A 21,288-nucleotide genomic window follows, 5' to 3' on the forward strand; every position below is an offset into this window, starting at 1 on the left:
TCAGGAGGATATGATTATGAAGCAGGAAGAATTTTTACAATTACTGATGAGCCAGCTTATAGAGTTAAATGAAGAAGACAAAAACCAATTGAGGGAGTACTACAATGAATTAATAATGGACGGCATGGAACTGGGAAAGACAGAAGATGAGATCATCAATGAATTTGGTCCTGCAGACCAGGTGGCGGCAAGAATCAGAAAAGAATATGCCGAATATGGTGAGATGTTAAGCGCGCTTCCGTCTAAGAGCAGATTTTCCGGCAAAGAGGAGTACCGCTCTGAAAACACTAAGATCCATACAATCATAATAGACGCCAGCAACATACCTGTTGACGTAATCCCGGTACGTGAAGGTTCTGTAAAAGTTGATTTCAAACCGAGGGATGGAGTTGATACTGTGTCTTCAAATACAATTGACGGAGAATTTACATTTATCCATAGAATGCGCAGCTTTTCTTTCAATTTCTTCAGCTTGTTTCAGGGCCCCAGAAGGATCGTCGTGGAAGTACCGGAGGATTTTGAAGGCAACCTGTCTGTAAAAACTACAAATGGAAGTATTAATGTTAAAGGATTAAAGAACTTGTCAAATGCAAAATTCCTAACCAGCAATGCCAAAATAACTGCCATAAACTTCATTTGTAAGTCTGTATTTATGAAAACAAGCAATGGTTCACTGAACCTGGATAATATCCATGGAGATGAGATGGAGGCAGAAACAAGTAATGCACATATAGCCGCAGACAGCTGTGCAATGTCAAATGCATTGATGCTCACAACTAAAAATGGAGCTATAGGCGTGCATAATATTGAGTGTGACAAGATTGTCCTGAAGACTTCAAATGCAGCCATAACAGGAACGATACATGGCGATATGCGTGATTACGCTATACAGAGCCATACATCAAACGCATCCTGTAATCTGCCGAATTATTCTTATCCGGAACAGAAGAAAAATCTGGTGGCCAGAACCAGCAACGGGCGTATACAGGTGGAATTTGTAAGATAGACATTTTGAGATAAAAACCCCTGAATGGTATATATACAAGAGGGGTTTTTATCATCGCATAGAGATCTATAAGAAAAACTTGAGTTTGTAGTATACATCTATAGCATAAAGAGATGGGCTCTGCTCTTGGTAAATTCACCCGGCTGAGCCCATTTTGGGGAGTTTTAGTATATTTATTAAGGACTCTACTTCAGTTCCTCCGAATAATATGGAACTACTAAAGTCTGTCCATAATAAATATCGTCTGTATATACGGAATTAATGACTCTGACTTCTTTTAAATAGTCCTGTATGGAATCATATCCCTCTGACATGTTGGCTGCTGCGATGTCATAGAGGGTGTCACCGCGCTCTACCCGTACATCGGTATAGTATTTATAAAGCTGCTTTGTATCATCTGCATTTACTTTCAGGTTTCCAAATACTGATGCTGCGGCCCCTATGGAAATAAGTAAGGTGCAGAGTCCTATGATACATTTACAGCGCATTACCTGGCGTCTTCTGATGGCTGCCTTCCTGCGGCGGCTATATGCTGACTTATTATTTCTTCCTGCTTTTTCTCTTTCGTTCATTTTGATAACCTCCCTGGTTCTCCGAATGTTTTTTGATATAAATAGTTATTATTTCGACATTTTTCGAACATTTGATGCGAACACTTATTTGGAACGTCTGTTTGCTATTATTATAATATCCAAACAGACGTTTGTCAATGGGATATTATAAATTTGCGAACATAATTTCCGAATATCTGTTTGCGATTTTCTGGAAAATGTGTTATGATATTAAAAACGATATACATACGGAGGAATCAGACATGGCATATGGGAAAATTTCTAAAAAACAAGCTGAAATATTAGAATACATAAAAAATGAAATTATCAACAGAGGATTTCCGCCTGCTGTTCGTGAAATCTGTGAAGCTGTCCATTTAAAATCCACCTCTTCTGTCCACTCTCATCTGGAGACTCTGGAGAAAAACGGATACATCAAGAGAGACCCTACAAAGCCCAGAGCTATCGAGATCCTGGATGACAATTTTAATCTTACACGGCGTGAACTTGTAAATGTGCCTGTTGTAGGCAAGGTAGCTGCAGGCCAGCCTATCCTTGCAGTGGAAAATGTAGAGAGCTACTTCCCCATTCCGGCGGAATATATGCCGAATGCCCAGACTTTTATGCTGGTTGTAAAGGGAGAAAGTATGATCAATGTGGGAATCTATGACGGTGATCAGATTCTCGTTCAGGAACAGTCAACAGCGAATAACGGAGACATTGTTGTCGCCCTTATTGAAGACTCTGCCACAGTGAAGACATATTACAAAGAAGACGGGTATTACCGCCTGCAGCCGGAAAATGACACTATGGAACCTATTATTGTAGAAAAAGACCAGCTGACAATCTTAGGAAAGGTAATTGGTATCTTCCGTTTCCTTCAGTAAAAAAAGAGGTACGCCGTATTTATTATGGCGTGCCTCTTTTTAATTAATTACTAAATTTCATACCATTTAATCTCATTTGCATCCAGGTGAAGTTCAAAGCTGCTGGAATCTCCACGGTAGATGACCGTGTCAAGCGGTTCATATGTGTTATTTACCACACAGTACTTTCCGCTTTCAATATAGGCATGTACCTCTGCATTATAATTGCTTGAGAACCAGCTGTGAAGGTTTTCTTCATCATGGGTGCTCCAGAGGATGGAACGGTAAAGCAGGCGGCTGTTCTCAAAGCTGTAGGGAAGACCGCTGATGTAGACAGAGCGTCCTTTTCCGTATTCATTGACAGCCAGCTGGACTTCCTTCTCATTCTGTACAAGAATGGTGGTTCCCTCCAGGGCGTAGATGTTTTTCTTTCCCTCTCCAAAATCAATTGTTTCACCGGCGTCCTCTGTTATAAAGTGGCTGTGGTTTTCCCAGTTATATTTGTCATATCCAAGGGTAAAGCCTCTCTCCTCTTCCACTCCCAGGATACCTGAAAGCTGGAAGAAATGGCCGTTCGCCTGATGTGCTGTCGGTTCCCCAACGCCAATGATCCCGCCGCCGTTGTAGACGAATTCCCTTATGGCAGACACAACTTTTGGATTGCACCACCACTCTCCGCCTGTATGAGCAGTATCGGCGTCACCCACATTTATAAGGACATCAATATCATTTAAGATTCCCGGATCCTCACATATATCCTGGAAACTTATGAATGACACATCAAAGGGAGCGCCTGACAGGGCTTCGATTATTCCGGCATAGGAATAATTCTGCTTCTGGTAAAGTGCATGATGTACCATATGGGCTCCCCAGGCTCTCATTTTGCCCCAGCAGTTTAATACGGCGACTTTCTTAACACAATAGGGTACGCAGCCCTTAATATTTTCATATAATGTGCGGAACTCCTCGCAGACAGATTTTACATAATCCACGAAATCCGGGAACTGCAGAGCCAGCTTCAGATATCCGCCGTAGCCGATGCGGTCAACCGGCTTTCTCAGAATAGCCCTTCTTGCCGTAACCCAGTTATACTTTGCTTCTTTTACCGGATCTCCGCCTTCATAAAAGGTATCAGGGAAAAAGTAAGGAAGCAGTCGCCCTTCTGTATATCTTACTCCCTTTATATCGCTGATCAGACGAAGGGTTGAACCATTCCCCACACTGCCCACAACAGAATCCAGGCCTATAGATGCAAATTCCTCCATAAACGGTTCTGTTCCAATCCAGTGGTCTCCCAGAAACATCATGGCCTCTCTGCCGCACTCATGTGTGATATCCACCATTTCTTTGGCGATCTTAGCTACTTCCCTTCTCTGGAAAGCCTGAAAATCCTGGTATTCTTTTGAAGGTATCCTGTATTGGTTGTTATAATAGCCCTGGTCAATAATATATTCGGGCCTGAACTTATATCCGGCCTCTTTTTCAAACTGCTCCAGTATGTATGGACTGACAGAGGCTGAATAACCATACCAGTCAACATACTTCTCCCGTGCAAGTTCATCAAACACAAGTGTGAACTGATGGAAAAAGGTGGTAAAACGGAGCACATTCACATATGGATGATCCTCGATAAATCTGCGGAGACGCTTCATGGTAAAATCATGGGTTTTGGGCTGGCGCACATCAAAAGTGATCTGATGCTCCACGTCTTTCCAGTCATTTGTCACGGCATTATACATATGTACAGGATCCCACATGATATAGGCAAGGAAGCTTACTGTATACTCATGGAAGGGAACAGTCTGGATAGTCACATCTCCTGTGGCTTCCTCATAGCTCCATTTCTCAGCAGGGACAGGGTCGCCCGAAGTGCGGTCCATAACCTCCCACCAGCGTCTGATATCATCCCGGCAGTTTGGCGTCAGCATGTCCGGATACAGCCCCTTCATCAGATGGATTGACAGGGAGTCAGAATCTGCTGTGTAGAAGGGAGTCATGAGATACATCTGCTGGATTTCATCCGGATTTGCAAGTGCCCACGCATTATCTTTTCTTGTTGTGTAATAAGTAGAATATATTTTGGCATCAGCGCTGCGCAGCTCTGCCGGAAAATCTGTGCCATCGCAGTCACGGATAGCATCGGCCCCCCAGAGATCCAGGATCTCCAGGGTCTGCGGGATGACATCTATATCTGTAGGGATGGTTACACGTCCTTTAAGATGGTTCATAAAAAATCCTCCTGATTATAAGAATAACTGTAGTGGTACTGAACAGCTGCCCCTCTATTTGTATTGTCGGTTGTACAGCCAGAGCAGGAATACAAGTCCTGCCAGCCCGGCCAGCATTGTCAGCAGGCCGCTCAGGCCTATGTTCCTCTGTCCTACAATAACAAGGGCAAGGCATACGATAAAGATAATAAGTATAACAATGGCTGTTATAATTTTCTTTGCGGATTCGCTCATAGTCTCTCCTCCTTAACCTTTCAGCCCGCCGAGGGTCATGCCCTGGGTCAGCTTCTTCTGCACACAGATATAGAGTAACAATGTAGGCAGCATTACAATTACAAGGCCTGCATACATCTGGCCATACTGTACTGCCGCTCTCTGTGCTGCCATAAGGTTCATAAGGCCTACCGGAAGTGTCTTGAGTTCCGGTTTTACCAGCAGTGTCATGGAAATGATATATTCATTCCAGAATGACAGGAAGTTGAATAAGATAATTGTCACGATACTCGGCTTAGCCATAGGCATGATAACCTGTACCATAGTTCTGAAATATCCCGCGCCGTCCACATATGCGGCTTCTTCATAATCCTTAGCCAGAGATTTGAAATATCCTGACAGAAGGTAGATGGTAAACGGAAGCGCCGTTGACGCATATACGACTGCCAGAATAAACAGGTTATTCAGGAAAAACGGCCCTCCAAAAACCTTCCTCATAAATATATCTGCATTATTCAGCATAAGGAAGATCGGAACTACGATATAGTTTACGTTGATAAACAGTCCTGCCATAAAAAGCACATTCCAGAATTTGCTGCTCTTGAATTTGAATCTGGCAAGAACATAGGCAGCCGGAAGGGCAATTACAATAAGCAGGGCGATTGCGATCACCGTTACGATCACGGAATTGAGCATGTAAGAGCCCATGCTGGCCTTTTCCCATGCATCCGCAAAGTTCTGGAGGTGTACGCCTGCCGGAAGCGCCCACGGGCTTCTGTAAAATTCCTGGTTCTCTTTAATAGAGGCCATAAACACCCAGAACACAGGAACAATAATCGTGATCGCCAGGAAGATCAGTATCACATAAATGACGACCTTGGCAACCTTTGAACTCTCTTTAATCTGTCCTTTATTTGAATTCTTCATGTTCATCCCCCCTAAAATTCGATTTCATCACGCTTGGTGACAGCATTCAGAACGCCGGCCAAAGCAAACGAGAAGATAAATACAACTGCACCGATCGCCATACCATACCCGTAAGATGAGTTTGTATAGGCTTCCTGGTACATGTAGCTCAGGAACACGCTGGATGCATTATCAGGTCCGCCGTTTGTCATCGCCCTTACGAACAGGAAACTCATGTTGATCGTACTGATAATAAAGAATGTCAGTGTTGTTCTGATATTCGTCCAGATCAGCGGGAGGGTGATTGAAAAGAACTGCTTTATTCTTCCGGCGCCCTCAAGGCTGGCTGATTCATAAAGGCTCTCCGGTACATTTGCCATACTGGCCATGTACATAACCATGTAATAACCGATCGCCTGCCAGACCATTGCGATTATAATACTGTATATAACGATCTTCCGGTCGCCCAGCCACAGGATAGGATTTTCTCCTCCCCTGAAAAGATTCAGGATGGAATTTAAAAGTCCCTGTGTCGGGTCGTAGATTGCTGAAAAAATCGCACTGATAACGACAACAGATAAGATATTCGGTATGTAAAAGATTACCCTGAAAAAGCCCTGTCCTTTGATCTTCTCCCTTGACAGAATAGCTGCAAATACAAGGGATAAGCTGAAGGTAATGATTGTTACCAGCACGATGAGCAGAACTGAATTCTGGAACGCCTGGTAAAATTTGTCGCTCTTGAACAGCTTGACGAAGTTCTGCAGCCCCACAAATGTCTTGTCTGCCGTATATCCGCCCCACTTAAACAGGGACATCCTGAATACGTCGATAGTAGGGATAATCATAAATATAATGAACAGAATCGCTGCGGGAGCAAGACATAAAAAGATAAATCTCCCTCTTCCTTTTCTTTGTTTCATTGGCTCATCTCCAATCTTTTATTTCCGCAGTCAGCGGTCCAAAGCCAGGCATGCATGACTTTGGCAGCGGCTGCTGATGTTTCGGACATCCGACATCTTTAGAAAAAGCAGGCAGTGAACAATGTAAACCATCCACTGACTGCTTTTTTCATTACCTGTATTTTACAGAAAATACAGGAGCCGGTTCAAATTCAATTGCCATATCTGTGAATTGAGCTTATATATTATTCTTTCAGAGCAGCCCTTAATTCATCGCTGTCCTTCTTGATCTGCTCAACCCACTCTTCTTCTGTCTTGTCTCCTGTTACAAGAGAGTCAACCGGATCAAAGAATGTTGTACGAACTGTGATTCCTTCAACAGGATCTGTTGTTGCGAAAGCATCCATTACTGCAACAGCGCCTGTATCGTATACGGAATAGTAAAGTTTGGCATCGCCGTCAAGCTTGTCAGACATTCCCTTGATAGGCTGAACTGCATTGCCGACTGTTGCGAAGATATCTGCTGCTTCATCAGAGTACAGATAAGCGATGAACTGTTTTCCAAGATCCTGGTTAACAGCGCCCTTTGGCATCCATGTCTGCTCAAAGAATGTATAGGAAGCGCGTTCTCCGCCTTCTTCAAGTGCCGGAAGAGCCGTGAATCCCCATTCGAAGCCTTCAGCTCTCGGAGCTTCTGCCATCTCACCGATTACCCAGTTGCCGTTCGGCATGAACAGTGCCTTGTTGTCAAGGATGAGCTGCTGATTCTTCTGGAAGTCATTGTCGTTTGCATTTCCAGGTGTTGTCGGCTCTGTGTAAGTTGTAAGTTTTGTGATGATATCAAATACCTTTGTTGCTTCCGGTGTATCCCAGATGCCTTCTTCATAGCGGAGAGCTTTCTGGAACATTTCAGTGCCCATTGATTCATGGAGCATTGCATAGAAGAATGCGTCAAAGTATCCTGCATGAGGATATGTAAAGAGTGAAATGCCTTCTTCTTTGGCTTTGTCACCTAACTCCCACATCTGATCCCATGTCTCAGGAACTTCCCATCCTTTTTCTTCAAGGAGAGCTGCATTGTAGAACAGTCCGCATGGAGCGTAGAACATGGGCATCAGGTAAGTCTGTCCGTCCCCGTAAGGATTCGTGATTGAGTTATCAACAAAACCAGGAAGGATCTTTTCACCAACTGTGACTTCCTCACCCGGAACCGTCATAGAAAGGACATCTGTCAGATCCACTACGTTGTTGTCTTTAATAAATGTTTCCGGAAGTGCGGTTGCAGCTCCTACAGCACGCATGATAACATCCGGGTAATCTCCGGCTTTCATTGCAGGCATGATGATATCTTCCATCTTTTTGTCAATGGTCAGATTAATGGTAACACCCGGATTTGCTTTTTCAAAAGCGTCACATACATCATGCCACATCTGAGCGCCGTAAGCTGTCTCCACTACTGCCACGTTCAGTGTCTGCTCTTCGCCTTCAGCATGAGCTACCTTTTCAGGAATGATTCCCAGTGTCATCGCCATTGCTGCAGCCATTGTCAGGCTAATTACTTTTTTTGCCTTCATAACAATTCCTCCTTAATACGTGCTTGTTTAATTAACAGCATCAATACTTTATGTACTAAGAATAATAAAAATAAGCTTAAAATTCTACCCTTATGTTGCTCCAAATTTTATATTTCTTGCTATTTAAAACAATAAATGTTAAAATATAAACTGTACAAAGTAACTCACAAAACCATGCTTCTAAACTGGAAGAATTGGCAAAATATGCACAAACAAAATTTTAAAATGCCAATTTTTATCAACTTAATAAATAATATAAATCAAATTTTCCTGACAAATAAGATACCTGCCGTATACCCGGTATTTTATGTAACCGCAATATAACTAACAAAATGTGTCAGAACTGTTAATACAAAGGAGGGTTTTATATGGGAATGCTGCGATACCAGATGAGCGGCGATACGCAGAAAAATATAGATGTAAAGCTGCTGTATGTGACATCTTCCCGCTACGAGGGAGACTGGGCCAGCCTGAAGCACAGCCATTATTTTACAGAGCTTTTTTATGTGAAGGACGGAGGCGGGAGCTTTATCGTCGAGGACGAGACCTTCCCCATTGTGAAGCATGATCTGGTGATCATCAACCCAAACATTATGCATACAGAGGTTTCACTGGATACTACTCCTCTTGAATATGTTATACTGGGAGTGGAAGGGCTCAGCTTTTCTTTTAGCGGTTCAGAGGAGTTTAAGATCATTAACTGCAGCAATACAAATAGAGATCTCATGTCTTATTTTACGGCTATGCTCAGCGAGATGGAAAATAAAGATAAAAATTATGAACTGGTCTGCCAGAATCTGCTGGAGATCCTCATCGTGAATCTTGTCCGCCAGACAGACTGTGCTTTTGAGATAGTCTCCTCCCAGAAGACGAGTAAAGAATGCAGCATTGTGAAAAGATATATAGATTCTAACTATAAAGATGACATATCGTTAGATTCTCTGGCGGACATGGTTCATCTGAACAAATTTTACTTTGCTCATGCTTTTACAAAATTTTACGGACTTTCCCCGATGAATTACCTGATCGAAAAAAGAATTCAGGCCAGCAAAGCTCTTCTTCAAAGCACAGACCACAATATAGCAGATATTGCACAGCTTTCCGGCTTTTCATCCCAGAGTTATTTTGCCCAAAGCTTTAAAAAGAACTGCGGGATGACAGCCCAGAACTACAGGAAGATGGTCCGCAAGGCCCAGTGAAAATGAGTTCGCTGAATTCCTTCAGCGCTCTTTCGCTGTACTCATAAAGTGCGGCCTGAAAAATACTTTCAGGGATCCCTTGCAAATCATAGGGATTTCTGAGGGCGGCCGCTGCCATGGGTTTGCCGGTCTTTGCAAGTTCTCTTACAAGTTCTGCCTGCCCTGCATTCATATGGGCATTTATGGTTCCCACTGCTATAGAACTGCAGTTTTTTGTTTTCTTTAAGGCCATACTGATCTCCTCAGGGGACGGATCTAAAGAAATAAAGAAACTGTCGCCCCCGAATTTATTTTTCAGATAAGATGAAAAAGAGAAAGTGTGGTCTTTTTCATTTTCTGCCAGGGATGTCCTTGCCGGATATGGACCTATCCATAAGGGAGCAGGCCCTGCTTCTATCTTCTCTGCTCCTTCCGGCTTGTGGATGTAAATACATTCTCTGTAAAAATCATCCATGAACTTTTTCTGGGCAGCCGTTTTGGCAAGAGACAGATCATTCTGAGGATCTGCCTTTATATCCGTCAGCATCTCTGCGGCATAGACTGCTTTATATTTCAGGATCCTCTGTACCGCCTCATCTATTCTGCTCATGGCAATTCTGCCGTCTCCTACCGCTCTTTTGATCTCCTCTATGGACTCATATACTGTCCGGGCAGTATGGGAAATAAATACAAGATCAGCCCCCGCACGCAGGGCTTCCACAGCACCTGCCGGCGTCCCGTAAAACTTCTTTATTGCATCCATTTCCATACAGTCAGTGATTACCAGGCCGTTAAACTTCAATTTTTCACGGAGCAGGCCTGTAATGATTTTCTTTGACATTGTACAGGGGATTTTTTCAGTTTCATATGCAGGCAACAGAGTATGGGCAATCGTGATCGCCGGTATCCCCATGGAAATGGCATGGCAAAAGGGCAGAAGCTCTTCCTGTTCTAACTCTTCCCGGCTCTTATCTATACATGGCAGGCCTAAATGAGAATCTACATCTGTATCGCCGTGTCCGGGAAAATGCTTGCCGCTGCACATGATCCCTGCATCCAGAAAACCGCGCACTGCCTGCGCGGCGCATCTGCTCACAAGGCCGGCATTTTCCCCAAAGCTTCTGACTCCAATGACAGGATTTCTCGGATTGCTGTTAATGTCAAGTACAGGAGCCAGATTAAAATTTATACCAAGGGCTTTTAACTCCTCCCCCACTATTTTAGAGCCTTCGTAGATACTGCTTAACTTTCCTGCCCTTCCCTGGGCCATTGCGGACGGAAGAACTGCGGCATCATCCGGAAGCCTGGAAACTACGCCGCCCTCTTCATCAACGGTAATAAACGGCAATACACCCGTCTCTTCCCTAATACAGCCTTGTAATTCCCTGCACAGGCACGCCGCCTGCTGCCTGCTTTTTATGTTATATGAGAAGAAAATAACATTTCCCACTTTATCCTTCTTTACCAGATCCATAAATGCCTGGTCCGGTTTACTGCCCGGAAATCCGGTAACGATCAACTGGCCAATCTTCTGATCTAAATTCATAACAAGCTCTCCTTAATACAGGTGAAATTCTGATTTTCTCTCATAAAACCGCCTGCTGTCCGCCTCAAACTCTGAAAGCAGTTTTTCCTCCTGTACGCCTTCTTCCAGTATGCTTCCGTTTCCGAACAGCAGCTCTATCATGCTCCGCTCTCCCTCTTTACAGGGCGGCAGGAAGGAAAAATCCCGGGGATAACATTCACGGAAAGCAAACAGAAGCGAAAGTCCAGCCGTCACTGAACAAAATGCATCCTTGTCCGTAATATGTATATGGACACCCTCACACGCCTCTCCCCGGTACTTAGAACTAAAAGGCGTGAAATACGCCGGTGAAAATACTGCACCGGGCAGATTTTTATGATTCATATGCCTTGCCAGCTTGTATCCGTCTGCATATGGAGCGCCGATCAGCTCAAAAGGAGCTGATGTACCTCTGCCCTCAGACAGATTAGTGCCCTCAAACAGACAGGTGCCGGGGTACAAAAGCGCTGTCTCAAACCGTGGAATCCCAAGGCTTGGCATCACCCAGACCCTTTCTGTATCTGAAAAAAGGCTTTTTCTTTTCCACCCTTTTACCGGCAAAACCTTCAGCGGAAAGCGAAACTGCTGCTCCTGATAGATCATCTCAGCCAGTTCCCCGGCAGTCAGCCCATACCTCATACAGAGGGGATATGCCCCCACAAAGCTTTGAAAGCTTTCCTGGATCAGATTTCCCTCCACCCGGTCCCCCAGGGGATTGATGCGGTCCAGAATGATCATTTCCTTCTGGCATCTTTCGCATTCCTGCATGGCATAGTACATGGTGGAGATAAAAGTATAATACCTCACACCCAGATCCTGTATATCGTAGACAAGCGTATCCACGGCTTCCAGCATCTCTTTAGTAAGACGCTTTGAATCCTTTCGGTATAAGCTGTAAACAGGTATCTGCGTATACGGATCCACATATGCATCTACATCGCCGCCTGCATCCACGTTGCCGCGTATCCCGTGCTCCGGGCTAAAAAGCGCTGCCAGCGTAAATTTACTGCGCAGAATATCAATGGTGGATACCAGCCTGCTGTCTGTACCTGACACTGAAGTGATAAGGCCCAGCCTCTTATGTGCAAACCACGCTTCATAATCATCAATATTATCTATTCCATTTAACACCATATGCCTGCCGCCTCTCAAATTATTTGGATCATACCTGCCTAAAATTCCGTCAGTACCAGTTTCTTCGCATCCTCATCTATGGTAAATGCCTCTGCATATTCCTTTCTTGCAAGACAGCCATTACATCTCATGAGATGAGAATAGTATTCCTTATATGGGAAAGACGGGCTGTTTACTGCAAACCAGTGCTTTGAAACTGCCTCATTCCACAATTCAAACCCTTCTTTTGTTACCTCCATATATAAATAGGGCGTAAATCCCTCTGCATCCTCCCAGTTCTGGGCGTAGTAAGGCCCCCTGGCAAACCAGGCGTCCTCCGTTCTCCTAAGTCCCGGAAGCCCGGCATAGAACCAGGCATCCTTTACGATCCTGTGAGTCAGCTCATGGTCCTTGTGCATACTATATTTCCAATGTGTCATAACAGCTGCCGGCTTGTATCTGCGTATATCATCACAGAGCCTGAGCCTTACTTCTTCATTATCAGGGAGTTCCCCGTCCACGTAAGGATAAACAAGAGCCTGTCCATTTAACAGCCGGGCAAACTCTTCTGCCTCACATTCTTTTTGTATCCTGTATTCTTCCGGCGTAAGATGAGGCGGATTCCCTCTCTCACCCCCTGTCAGAGCCACCGTGATGACCCTGTATCCTTTTAATGACAGGCTGGCCAGTACACCGCCGCAGGTCAATTCTGCATCCCCCACATGTCCTCCCACTGCCATAATAGTTTTCTGCTTTTCTATCATTTCCATAGATGTTCCTCCTGAAATATTACAACTGGCGTTTTCTCATATCTGCCCATGACCGTATAATGGAAAATCCCACTGCCTCATAGATATTCCTTGCAGGATTATTTTCACCGGTGAACAATGTCATAAATTCCGCGCCCCTCTCCTTGAGTCCTTCACACAGAAGGCAAAATAAAACCTTTGCAAGGCCTTTTCCCCGGAAAGCTTCATCAATCCCAATACCGGAAAAATATCCTCTTTTACTCTTTTCCACATCCAGCGGGCCTGCAAATCCGCAGACACGTCCCTGATAAACAGGAACAAGCACCGGTCTGCCGCCCCTCTCCCGGGAGGTCTCTTTAAGCAGCTCTTTCTCCCACAGCGGATTCTGAAAATCCCGGAGCATTTTTTCCATATGTGTATGTACATCTGGATCATAAAAAGTAAATGTGATCCCCTCTTTTTCCAGCTGCAGTCTTTTTTCCGCCATCTTCTCCGGAAGCTTATAATCTGACAGTTCCAGATAGTAGCTGTTCTGCATGGCAAAATCCCTGTATCCGCAATTCTTCAGGAATATATATGCATCTGAACGGACATCAACTCCCGGAGTATTAGGGTGTTCTATCTTTTTATCTCCTGTGATCCCCCAGGGCAGGGGTACGGGATTAAAAAAAGAAATCTCCAGCTCCTTCTTACCGTTCAATTCCATAAGGCGTTTTTCCAGATCATATAATACTGCTCTTCCAAACCCCTGCCTTCTGCTGCTTTTCTCTGTCACAGCCATAGTCACAAACAGTTTTCCTGTCAGCCGGTCAGCCACACCTGACGCAAATGCCCTGCCGCCTTCCAGAATAAGTGATATTTTCTCCATTCCCTCCTGTGGGAGCAGAAATTTTTCTTCAAATTCCCGGTCTGTGAGCGGAAGATGGAGCATATCCTGCTCTTCACAAGCCTGCTCATACAGGCTGTATGCCTGCTTTGCTTCCCTGCTGCCCGCTGTAATATCAATCGTCCTCATCAGATCCCCTCCGTTATTTGCGGCCATAGAACTGCGGCAGATATTCCCTGTGTGCCTCCAGCAATTCTTCCATTACGGCTTTCGCTGTCTTCTGGGACATCACCAGCGGATTAATCATCAGCGCCAGAAGGACTTTCTTTTTATCCCCGGTAAAGGCTGCTTCTGATCCTGCAATTTCAAATGATTTGATCTGCTGAATGAGTCCGTTCACTGCTTTGGGCAGCCTGCCAATTTTGACAGGTACAGGTCCATTCCTGGTAATACGGCAGCTCACCTCTACGATTTCATCATCTTCGAAATTTTCTACGGCGCCTCTGTTTACAGTATTTACCACCTGGATATCTCCTTTGTCATTGTAAATGGAATTGATCAGACTGCACGCCGCATCACTGTAATATGCCCCGCCCCGCTTCTCCAGCTGTTTTGGCTTCTCACAGAGCGTGGGATCTTTGTACAGGGCAAAAAGTTCATCCTCCACACCCTTGACAAACTCAGCCCTCACTTCATGCTTCTGATATTTCTCAAGAGCTTCTTCCAGATATTCTTTAGTCATGTAAAAATACCTGTGATAAGAGCAGGGGATCACCCCCAGTGCATCCATAAAATCAGGATCCCAGGAAATAGATGTGATATTCGAAACGCTCTGGTCCCCCCAGAGTTTTATTACTTCCCTGGTGACATCAGCTCCGTCTGCCTCCACCCGGGTGGCAAATACCATATGGTTCAGTCCCCCAAATTCTACCTTCACCTCATCCATGGGGCGTTTCAGCAAATCAGCTATTGCTTTGTGCATCCCCAGCGGCACATTGCAGAGACCTATGATCTTATCAAAATCCGTATACCGGTGTATTCCTTCCATCACCATACCCACAGGATTTGTAAAATTGATCAGCCATGCATCCGGACATATTTCCTTCATATCGCGGCAGATGCCGGCAATGACAGGAAGTGTCCTAAGTCCTTTAAACAGTCCCCCGGCCCCGTTAGTCTCCTGTCCGAGTATGCCGTGGGCAAGAGGGATCCTCTCATCCTTTATCCTTGCTTCCAGCTGCCCCACGCGAAGCTGGGTCGTGACAAAATCGGCTCCTGAGAGCGCCTTTCTCCTGTCCAGAGTCGTATATATCTCCATGGGGACACCTGCCCGGGCTGCCATTCTTCTTGCCAGTCCGGCGACTATGTTCATTTTTTCTGCCCCCTCTTCCACATCCACAAGCCACAGTTCAGTCACCGGAAGTGTATCAAAACGCTTTATAAAGCCTTCCACCAGCTCCGGCGTATAGCTGGAGCCGCCTCCGATGGTAACAACCTTAACGCCTCTGCCTTTATATATATTCTCTGTCAAGTTCATCTGCCTCCTCCTTTTCATATGCCTTCATGTATAAATACAAGGCGCCTATCCTCCCGGCCTGATTTCCAAGACGGCACGCTTCAATTGCTGTATATGCCTTTAGCTGGGGATAAAGGCAGTAGACTTCTTCTGACAGGTCCTGTAAAAACCGGGGCTGATGTGATACAGCCCCGCCTATCAGTACTTTCTCAGGGTCCATAAGCATTGCCATATTTCCGGTGATCATTGCCGCCTTTTTCAGCCATTCACGGTAGATTCCGAAGATAACAGGATCGTCCAAATGTTCAAAAATATAGACACCGTCCACTTTCCTTCCAAGAGCATGTGATACTTCTTTTACCAACACAGAAGTGGCCCCGGCGCTTTCTCCCTCCAGCGCCGTGTTTCCGGAACAGCTCTCCCTGCAGAAACCCAGTTTTACCAGCCCGGCTTCTGCTGCCTTATAATGGCTTCCCCGGTACAGCCCCCCATTTATGATCATTGCCCCGCCGATTCCTGTGCCGAAGGTCAGCATGCACAACTGCCTGGCCCCTCTGCCGGCCCCTTTCACCAATTCTCCTACAGCGGCGCAGTTACTGTCATTTTCAATCATTACATGCATCCCAAAGGCATCAGTCAGCTCTTTTTTTAAATTATACCTCCGGAAATTTTCACCTACGCTGTAATCCGTATTTTCTCCTGTAACAGGGTTGATAAAGCCTCCCATGCAGACAGCTATGCCGCATATATCCTGACAATATCTTCTTACCAGATTTTTGACCTGATCTAAAAACTGTTCCGGATCTTTAAGCGTAGGCTCATCACCTTCCTCTAAGACATGATAACCGCCGGTTATCAGGCTGTACTTAATAAAGGTTCCTCCTATATCAACTGCCAGATATTTTTTCATTTTGCTCCTGCCTTTCTCTTCATCATCAGCCTGAGTGTCCCCTCCGCCGACTCTGTTTTTGCCAGTTTTATATGAATATCCGGAAATTCCTCTAACAGCAGTTCTTGTGTCTTCCTGCAGACATGCTCATTTTTAAGCAGGACACTTCCTGAAAATACCAGATCATGCTTTCCCGGCATATGGCACAGCACAGCTTTTGCCAGCTTTGCCAGTTCATCTGCGCTTCTGTCAAGTATTTCACATGCTGTCTTATCCCTTTCACCCGCAGCGTCACCGCATAAAACCGCCAGGGCTGCAATTTCATTTTTTGTCCTCTTCTCATCATAGACCCATCTGATCATCTCTTCCACACAAGACAGATGCAGCTTTTTAAAAATCATTTGAGTGAGTATCGTCTTCTTTTCCCTGCAGTCCTCACTTTGTACTGCTGCAGAGAGTATTTCTTTTCCAATAAAATAAGCGCTGCCCCCATCGTCAATAAGATGCCCGTAACCTCCGGCCCTGTACAGCTTTTTATTGCCCTCTGACTCCATCATTCCCATGCAGACAGACCCCGTTCCTGCAATTAAAATACAGCCCTCACAGGAAGGAAATGCAGCAGCCAGAGCTGTCTCATGATCTCCAAACATATTGATCTCACAAATAAATCCTGCGCTTCTGAAAATTTCTTTTAATAAACCGGCTGACTCAGGATTACTGATGCCCGCCGTCCCGATGCCTGCCTGCATACAATGTGCCGGTTCAAAGCCCCTTTGTTTCAGACGGCCGGCTGCATCCAGCAGCATATCCCGCACCGCCTCTTTCTTCTGGCCATTCAGATTCAAAGGGCCCGCTTCCAGCCTGGTGATAACATTGCCTCTGCAGTCGGCCACCAAAAATATTGTTTTCGTTCCGCCTCCGTCAACTGCAAGAATGTAATTCCTGCCCTGCGTCTGCTCATATATTTCCATAACAATCCTCTCTGCCCTTTCAAAGTCTGCCTCTGTTTTCCTGCGCCTACCCTTTCACTGCTCCCACAGTCACTCCTTCCAGAAAATATCTCTGAAGAGAAAAGAACAGGATAAACATTGGAAGCGCTGAGATAGTTGCACCAGCCATCATTGGAGCAAAATAAGTCGTATTGGCAAAACTGAAATTCTTAAGCCCCACCTGGATGGTCTGCATATACTCCTGGTTCGATACAAGGAACGGCCAGAAAAATGTATTCCATTCCCCTAAAAACGTCATGATAGCCATAACTGACAAGATAGTTTTAGACAACGGCACAACGATCTTCCACACGATCATGGGCTGGCTGCATCCCTCGATCTTGGCTGACTCCATGATAGAAGTGGGAAGGGATGTAAAAAACTGCTTAGCCAGAAATACGTTGTAGCATGTAATAAGTGTGGGGGCGATAAGAGCCGTGTATGTATCCTGGATCTTCAGCACATTCACCACAAGAATATAGAGAGGCACCTGGGTCACCTGATAAGGCACCATCATAGCTACCAGCAAAAGGAAAAAGAAAAATTTACACCCCGGAAAACGCAGCTTTGCAAATGCATAACCCGCCAGGCTTGCAAATACCACATTACTGACAGTCACAGTTGACGCGACGATCAGTGAATTTAAAATCCAACGGAAGGAATATTTGCTGTAGCCAAAGAAAAATTTATAAGAATCCAGTGTAAAATTTTTCGGTATCAGTGAATAGCTGGCTCCCGCAGCTTCAGTGGGCGCTCCAAAGGAGGAGATCACCATATAGTAGATCGGGAAAATGGTAAGTGCAGCAATGGTGATGAGCAAAAGGGCTAAGAGTAAATTTCTCAGAATTTTTCTATACCTTTGATTCTTTCCATAGTTTTTATATAGTCCCATCTTCGCTCCTCCTAATATTCCACGTCATTTGCGCTCAGCTTGAACTGAAAGACTGCAAATACAGCAATAATCGCAGCCAGGATCAGAGCCTGGGCGCACGCTTCCCCATACTCAAAGTATTTAAACGCCCTGTTGAAAATCAAAAGCCCTGCCATAGTAGTCGCATTATCCGGCCCTCCGCCTGTCATCAGGTAGGCATTCTGGAATGACTGGAATCCATTGATGACACCTGTGATAGCCAGAAATACCGTGGTCGGCTTTACCATAGGCCACACCACATAGCGCACTTTCTGGAAAAAGGACGCGCCGTCAATATCTGCTGCTTCATAATACGTAGAATCGATCCCAAGAAGAGCCGCAATATAAATGATAATGCTGGTCCCAAGTCCCGAAAAGACAGCCATTATGATCAGGGATGCCATAGCCGTCTTAGAGCTTCCAAGCCAGTTCTGGCTGCTGATGCCAAAGATATGCAGAATGCTGTTTAACAACCCTGTAGGCATAGGATCATATATCCATTTCCATACAAAAGAAAGCGCCACGCCGGAGGCAATTGCCGGAAGATAGAACGCTGCCTTAAATATCGTCTGTACTCTTTTCTTAAATGGAAGAATAAACAAAGATATGGAAAAGGATAGGAACATGGATATAGGCACTGCAAATACAGTATAGACAAGTGTGTTTTTCAGAGCTTTGTAAAATAATGCATTCTTAAAGGTGGATACATAATTGTCAAAGCCCACCCATGTCGTTTTCAGCGGCTTATAATGCTGAAAGCTTGTAATTGCAGCAGAAATAACAGGATACAGGGTGAAAATAATAAAGGTTGTAAGGGGTACAAGTATGAAAACATAACCCCAGAGAGCATCTTTTTTCAGTTTATGTTTTTTATTCGCCATCGTCTTCTCTCTTTCCAGGGGATACTGCACAGCAGCGGCAGCATCCCCTAATACTTAATTATTTACACAGCCGTCTTCGCCAAACCTTTCGTATGCCGCATCCTTGATAGCCTGATACATTTCTTCCGGTGAAACTTCTCCGGCCAATAATCCCTGGAATTTCGGCACTATGACCTCATCCTCTATCTTGATCGCATTAGCGCTTAACTCTGCGGGGATATCCGGTCTGGCTTCACCAACCTGTGTCAACAGTGTCTGTACTGCCTTTGTATTATCTTCATTTTTGCCTTCAATGGGAGAGAGCTCATCATATGCTTTGCGTCCGCTCTCGCAGATCGGATTCAGGTATAATTCCTGGCATGTCTGTGCCGCGCGTTCTCCGCTTGCCAGATAATAAGCTACCTTAGCTACGTTTTTCAGATGCTCCTCATCAGGATTCCTCTCACCTGTAAGGCAGATATAACCATCCACAGCCCCGTATGCCTGCTGTTCCCCTCCGTCAAATACCGGTACAGGAAGAACAATGTAGTCTACTTCAATACTGTTTTCCACGGCGCTGCTGTCACTATTTTTCAATTTTTCATTATTATCCCGGGCGCTTTTTTCAAAGGAAGACAGCCCTTTTCCTGTGATCATTGTCTGTCCGGTCAGGAACATGTTCCAGCGTTTTCCAGCATCGATGGACCCCAGTTCTTTCGGCATAGCTCCGTCATCGATCAATGCCCGCAGATCTGTTAAGAAGTCCAGCATTTTGGTGCTGGTATAAGAATATTTTAAATCCTTGTCAAATGCTGACGGCATGCCCGCATTTCTTACGAAAATACTGAAATAATCCTTCGCTGTCACACCTGCGCAGGCAAACAGGAAACCATAACGGCTGACATCATCACCGTCTTTTACAACTCCGTTATTGATCGCTTCCCTGAACTCATCATAACTCCAGCCCTCTTCCTGCACCTTTTTCCAGTCAATGCCGGCTTCTTCCAGGAACTGACGGTTTCCGCCGATACACTGCACCTCACAATAGGCCGGGAACCCGTACATTCCATCTCCGTTTTTAAAATAATTCAGTATATCCTGGTCAAAATCCGCCATCATTTCTTCATCAGCATATTTAGATATATCTACTGCCATGCCGGAATCCACATATTTAGAAAGACCGTCAGAACCTATAAATGCAATGTCAGGCGGAGATCCTGCGTTTACCTGCACATCTAATTTCTGTGTGACATCTTCCCAGCTCGCCGTTGTCACCTGGATCTCGATCCCCGGATTTTCTTTGTTGAACGCTTCCACATAGGAGTTGATCTTGTCCTGATAAGTAGCTGATACAGGAGGCAGCAGGGCTGTTACCACATCTTTATCTCCGGAAGCCTCTGCACTGATCTTTCCTGTAAACATTGACGCCAGCATCACTGCCGCCATACCAAATCCCCATAATTTTTTACCTTTCATTTTTGTCCTCCTTCTACACCTTGTTTTGAAATAATTGGTTGTTCTGTTTCCTTTTTCCCATTTATGACTGCCTGCCGGATCTTTCCCTGAGCATCCTCCAACAGCTTACGGGCTTTTGCAATATTACAGTTCAGGAGCATTCTTGTGATCGCCAGTTTTGCTTCCCCTCCTGCTTCCTTTAACGCTTTCCTGGCTTCTTCTCTGCTGCACTCCACAGCCTCCATGACGATATTCTCTGCGCGGCATACAAGTTTTTCATTTGTCTGCTGTACATCTACCATCAGGTTCTCATATACTTTTCCGATCCCTACCATACTTGCTGTAGAGATCATATTTAAAACCATTTTTTCCGCTGTACCTGCTTTCAGCCGGGTAGAACCTGTCAGTATCTCCGGCCCTGTCAAAAGTTCAATCCCAATATCCGCTGCCCTGCTCATTTCCATATTCTCATTGCAGACAATGGCAACTGTCCTGCACCCGGTTTTCTTTGCGTAGTCCAGCGCGCCCAGCACATACGGTGTTCTTCCGCTTGCGGCAATTCCGATCACCGTATCTTTACTTGTCAGATTTATGTGTATCAGATCATCTCTTCCAAGACCGGAATTATCTTCTGCACCCTCGGCTGCTTTAATAAACGCCTCCTTTCCTCCTGCAATAATGCCCACTACGCAGTCATAGGATACTCCAAAAGTAGGGGGGCACTCTGAGGCATCTAAAATGCCAAGACGTCCGCTTGTACCCGCTCCTATGTAAATAATCCTTCCTCCGCACTGCAGGCTTTTTGTTGTCCACTCAATCGCCTGGGCTATCCTGGGAAGTTCTCTTTTGACCACCCCCGCTACATGTTCGTCCTCCTGATTCATTATCGTGATAATTTCAAGAGGCGTCATTTCATCCAATGCCATAGTCTCTGCATTGCGCATTTCCGTTGACATTTTCTCCAAATCTACCATTTCTCTGTACATCACATCC

General features: G+C 45.1%; 20 protein-coding genes. 3 read left to right on the forward strand and 17 right to left on the reverse strand.

Features of this window, described 5'->3' with window-relative positions:
* The first annotated feature begins 16 nt into the window (after positions 1–16).
* A complete protein-coding gene (locus NSB28_RS00555; protein ID WP_257497357.1) occupies positions 17–1,006 on the forward strand; it encodes a DUF4097 family beta strand repeat-containing protein in 990 nt (329 codons plus the stop codon).
* A gap of 185 nt (positions 1,007–1,191) precedes the next feature.
* Here the strand turns inward: NSB28_RS00555 and NSB28_RS00560 are convergent, their stop codons facing one another.
* The gene (locus NSB28_RS00560; protein ID WP_109624695.1) at positions 1,192–1,578 is read right to left on the reverse strand and encodes a LysM peptidoglycan-binding domain-containing protein; all 387 of its coding nucleotides are present in this window, start codon (positions 1,576–1,578) and stop codon (positions 1,192–1,194) included.
* A gap of 242 nt (positions 1,579–1,820) precedes the next feature.
* Between NSB28_RS00560 and lexA the strand changes: the two genes are divergently transcribed.
* Positions 1,821–2,444, forward strand: a complete 624-nt coding sequence (lexA, locus tag NSB28_RS00565) for a transcriptional repressor LexA (RefSeq protein WP_109624829.1) — start codon at positions 1,821–1,823, stop codon at positions 2,442–2,444.
* Positions 2,445–2,494: 50 nt separating this feature from the next.
* Here the strand turns inward: lexA and gnpA are convergent, their stop codons facing one another.
* From gnpA to NSB28_RS00590, 5 genes are all read right to left on the reverse strand, one after another.
* Positions 2,495–4,651, reverse strand: a complete 2,157-nt coding sequence (gnpA, locus tag NSB28_RS00570) for a 1,3-beta-galactosyl-N-acetylhexosamine phosphorylase (protein WP_109624694.1) — start codon at positions 4,649–4,651, stop codon at positions 2,495–2,497.
* 54 nt (positions 4,652–4,705) lie between these two features.
* Positions 4,706–4,885 (reverse strand): DUF6903 family protein, encoded by a 180-nt coding sequence (locus NSB28_RS00575; RefSeq protein WP_109624693.1) that lies wholly within the window; start codon positions 4,883–4,885, stop codon positions 4,706–4,708.
* 12 nt (positions 4,886–4,897) lie between these two features.
* Complete coding sequence (locus NSB28_RS00580) at positions 4,898–5,791, reverse strand: carbohydrate ABC transporter permease (RefSeq protein WP_109624692.1); 894 nt, start codon at positions 5,789–5,791, stop codon at positions 4,898–4,900.
* A gap of 11 nt (positions 5,792–5,802) precedes the next feature.
* On the reverse strand, positions 5,803–6,693 hold the full coding sequence (locus tag NSB28_RS00585; protein ID WP_109624691.1) for a carbohydrate ABC transporter permease: 891 nt from the start codon (positions 6,691–6,693) through the stop codon (positions 5,803–5,805).
* A 224-nt stretch (positions 6,694–6,917) separates the two neighbouring features.
* Positions 6,918–8,246: a carbohydrate ABC transporter substrate-binding protein gene (locus NSB28_RS00590; RefSeq protein ID WP_109624690.1), complete on the reverse strand. Its 1,329-nt coding sequence runs from the start codon at positions 8,244–8,246 to the stop codon at positions 6,918–6,920.
* Between the two features lie 368 nt (positions 8,247–8,614).
* Between NSB28_RS00590 and NSB28_RS00595 the strand changes: the two genes are divergently transcribed.
* Positions 8,615–9,445, forward strand: coding sequence for an AraC family transcriptional regulator (locus NSB28_RS00595; protein ID WP_109624689.1), 831 nt, complete (start codon positions 8,615–8,617; stop codon positions 9,443–9,445).
* Here NSB28_RS00595 and NSB28_RS00600 read toward each other — a convergent pair.
* From NSB28_RS00600 to murQ, 11 genes are read right to left on the reverse strand one after another with little or no spacing between them, the layout of a single operon-like run.
* Positions 9,384–10,970 carry a glycoside hydrolase family 3 protein gene (locus NSB28_RS00600; protein WP_109624688.1) on the reverse strand — a complete coding sequence of 529 codons (1,587 nt, stop codon included), beginning with the start codon at positions 10,968–10,970 and terminating at the stop codon, positions 9,384–9,386. The genes NSB28_RS00595 and NSB28_RS00600 overlap by 62 nt on opposite strands.
* A 12-nt stretch (positions 10,971–10,982) precedes the next feature.
* Positions 10,983–12,122 (reverse strand): exo-beta-N-acetylmuramidase NamZ family protein, encoded by a 1,140-nt coding sequence (locus NSB28_RS00605; RefSeq protein WP_109624687.1) that lies wholly within the window; start codon positions 12,120–12,122, stop codon positions 10,983–10,985.
* A gap of 38 nt (positions 12,123–12,160) precedes the next feature.
* Positions 12,161–12,871 (reverse strand): PIG-L deacetylase family protein, encoded by a 711-nt coding sequence (locus tag NSB28_RS00610; RefSeq protein ID WP_109624686.1) that lies wholly within the window; start codon positions 12,869–12,871, stop codon positions 12,161–12,163.
* Between the two features lie 19 nt (positions 12,872–12,890).
* Complete coding sequence (locus NSB28_RS00615) at positions 12,891–13,865, reverse strand: GNAT family N-acetyltransferase (RefSeq protein WP_257497358.1); 975 nt, start codon at positions 13,863–13,865, stop codon at positions 12,891–12,893.
* Between the two features lie 13 nt (positions 13,866–13,878).
* The gene (locus NSB28_RS00620) at positions 13,879–15,213 is read right to left on the reverse strand and encodes a 6-phospho-beta-glucosidase (protein ID WP_109624684.1); all 1,335 of its coding nucleotides are present in this window, start codon (positions 15,211–15,213) and stop codon (positions 13,879–13,881) included.
* Entirely contained in the window at positions 15,188–16,102 is a 915-nt protein-coding gene (locus NSB28_RS00625) for an ROK family protein (protein ID WP_109624683.1), read from the reverse strand. The genes NSB28_RS00620 and NSB28_RS00625 overlap by 26 nt, the downstream gene beginning before the upstream one ends.
* A complete protein-coding gene (locus NSB28_RS00630; RefSeq protein ID WP_109624682.1) occupies positions 16,099–17,052 on the reverse strand; it encodes an N-acetylglucosamine kinase in 954 nt (317 codons plus the stop codon). The genes NSB28_RS00625 and NSB28_RS00630 overlap by 4 nt, the downstream gene beginning before the upstream one ends.
* Before the next feature lie 46 nt (positions 17,053–17,098).
* Positions 17,099–17,962 (reverse strand): carbohydrate ABC transporter permease, encoded by an 864-nt coding sequence (locus tag NSB28_RS00635; RefSeq protein WP_109624681.1) that lies wholly within the window; start codon positions 17,960–17,962, stop codon positions 17,099–17,101.
* A gap of 11 nt (positions 17,963–17,973) precedes the next feature.
* Entirely contained in the window at positions 17,974–18,861 is an 888-nt protein-coding gene (locus NSB28_RS00640) for a carbohydrate ABC transporter permease (protein WP_109624680.1), read from the reverse strand.
* 54 nt (positions 18,862–18,915) lie between these two features.
* Positions 18,916–20,316 carry an ABC transporter substrate-binding protein gene (locus tag NSB28_RS00645; protein WP_109624679.1) on the reverse strand — a complete coding sequence of 467 codons (1,401 nt, stop codon included), beginning with the start codon at positions 20,314–20,316 and terminating at the stop codon, positions 18,916–18,918.
* Positions 20,313–21,269, reverse strand: coding sequence for an N-acetylmuramic acid 6-phosphate etherase (gene murQ / locus NSB28_RS00650; protein WP_109624828.1), 957 nt, complete (start codon positions 21,267–21,269; stop codon positions 20,313–20,315). Before murQ ends, NSB28_RS00645 begins: the two co-directional genes overlap by 4 nt.
* Positions 21,270–21,288 lie beyond the last annotated feature (19 nt).

It is taken from the genome of Murimonas intestini (assembly GCF_024622195.1).
GTDB lineage: Bacteria > Bacillota > Clostridia > Lachnospirales > Lachnospiraceae > Murimonas > Murimonas intestini.

Bases quoted from the DNA above. Each gene is read 5' to 3' on its own strand.
- NSB28_RS00620 (WP_109624684.1), bottom strand. From the start codon at position 15,213: ATGAACTTGACAGAGAATATATATAAAGGCAGAGGCGTTAAGGTTGTT.
- NSB28_RS00640 (WP_109624680.1), bottom strand. From the start codon at position 18,861: ATGGCGAATAAAAAACATAAACTGAAAAAAGATGCTCTCTGGGGTTAT.
- NSB28_RS00625 (WP_109624683.1), bottom strand. From the start codon at position 16,102: ATGAAAAAATATCTGGCAGTTGATATAGGAGGAACCTTTATTAAGTAC.
- NSB28_RS00590 (WP_109624690.1), bottom strand. From the start codon at position 8,246: ATGAAGGCAAAAAAAGTAATTAGCCTGACAATGGCTGCAGCAATGGCG.
- NSB28_RS00585 (WP_109624691.1), bottom strand. From the start codon at position 6,693: ATGAAACAAAGAAAAGGAAGAGGGAGATTTATCTTTTTATGTCTTGCT.
- NSB28_RS00600 (WP_109624688.1), bottom strand. From the start codon at position 10,970: ATGAATTTAGATCAGAAGATTGGCCAGTTGATCGTTACCGGATTTCCG.
- NSB28_RS00615 (WP_257497358.1), bottom strand. From the start codon at position 13,865: ATGAGGACGATTGATATTACAGCGGGCAGCAGGGAAGCAAAGCAGGCA.
- lexA (WP_109624829.1), top strand. From the start codon at position 1,821: ATGGCATATGGGAAAATTTCTAAAAAACAAGCTGAAATATTAGAATAC.
- NSB28_RS00555 (WP_257497357.1), top strand. From the start codon at position 17: ATGAAGCAGGAAGAATTTTTACAATTACTGATGAGCCAGCTTATAGAG.
- NSB28_RS00610 (WP_109624686.1), bottom strand. From the start codon at position 12,871: ATGGAAATGATAGAAAAGCAGAAAACTATTATGGCAGTGGGAGGACAT.
- murQ (WP_109624828.1), bottom strand. From the start codon at position 21,269: ATGGTAGATTTGGAGAAAATGTCAACGGAAATGCGCAATGCAGAGACT.
- NSB28_RS00580 (WP_109624692.1), bottom strand. From the start codon at position 5,791: ATGAAGAATTCAAATAAAGGACAGATTAAAGAGAGTTCAAAGGTTGCC.
- NSB28_RS00635 (WP_109624681.1), bottom strand. From the start codon at position 17,962: ATGGGACTATATAAAAACTATGGAAAGAATCAAAGGTATAGAAAAATT.
- NSB28_RS00605 (WP_109624687.1), bottom strand. From the start codon at position 12,122: ATGGTGTTAAATGGAATAGATAATATTGATGATTATGAAGCGTGGTTT.
- NSB28_RS00630 (WP_109624682.1), bottom strand. From the start codon at position 17,052: ATGGAAATATATGAGCAGACGCAGGGCAGGAATTACATTCTTGCAGTT.
- NSB28_RS00575 (WP_109624693.1), bottom strand. From the start codon at position 4,885: ATGAGCGAATCCGCAAAGAAAATTATAACAGCCATTGTTATACTTATT.
- NSB28_RS00560 (WP_109624695.1), bottom strand. From the start codon at position 1,578: ATGAACGAAAGAGAAAAAGCAGGAAGAAATAATAAGTCAGCATATAGC.
- NSB28_RS00595 (WP_109624689.1), top strand. From the start codon at position 8,615: ATGGGAATGCTGCGATACCAGATGAGCGGCGATACGCAGAAAAATATA.
- gnpA (WP_109624694.1), bottom strand. From the start codon at position 4,651: ATGAACCATCTTAAAGGACGTGTAACCATCCCTACAGATATAGATGTC.
- NSB28_RS00645 (WP_109624679.1), bottom strand. From the start codon at position 20,316: ATGAAAGGTAAAAAATTATGGGGATTTGGTATGGCGGCAGTGATGCTG.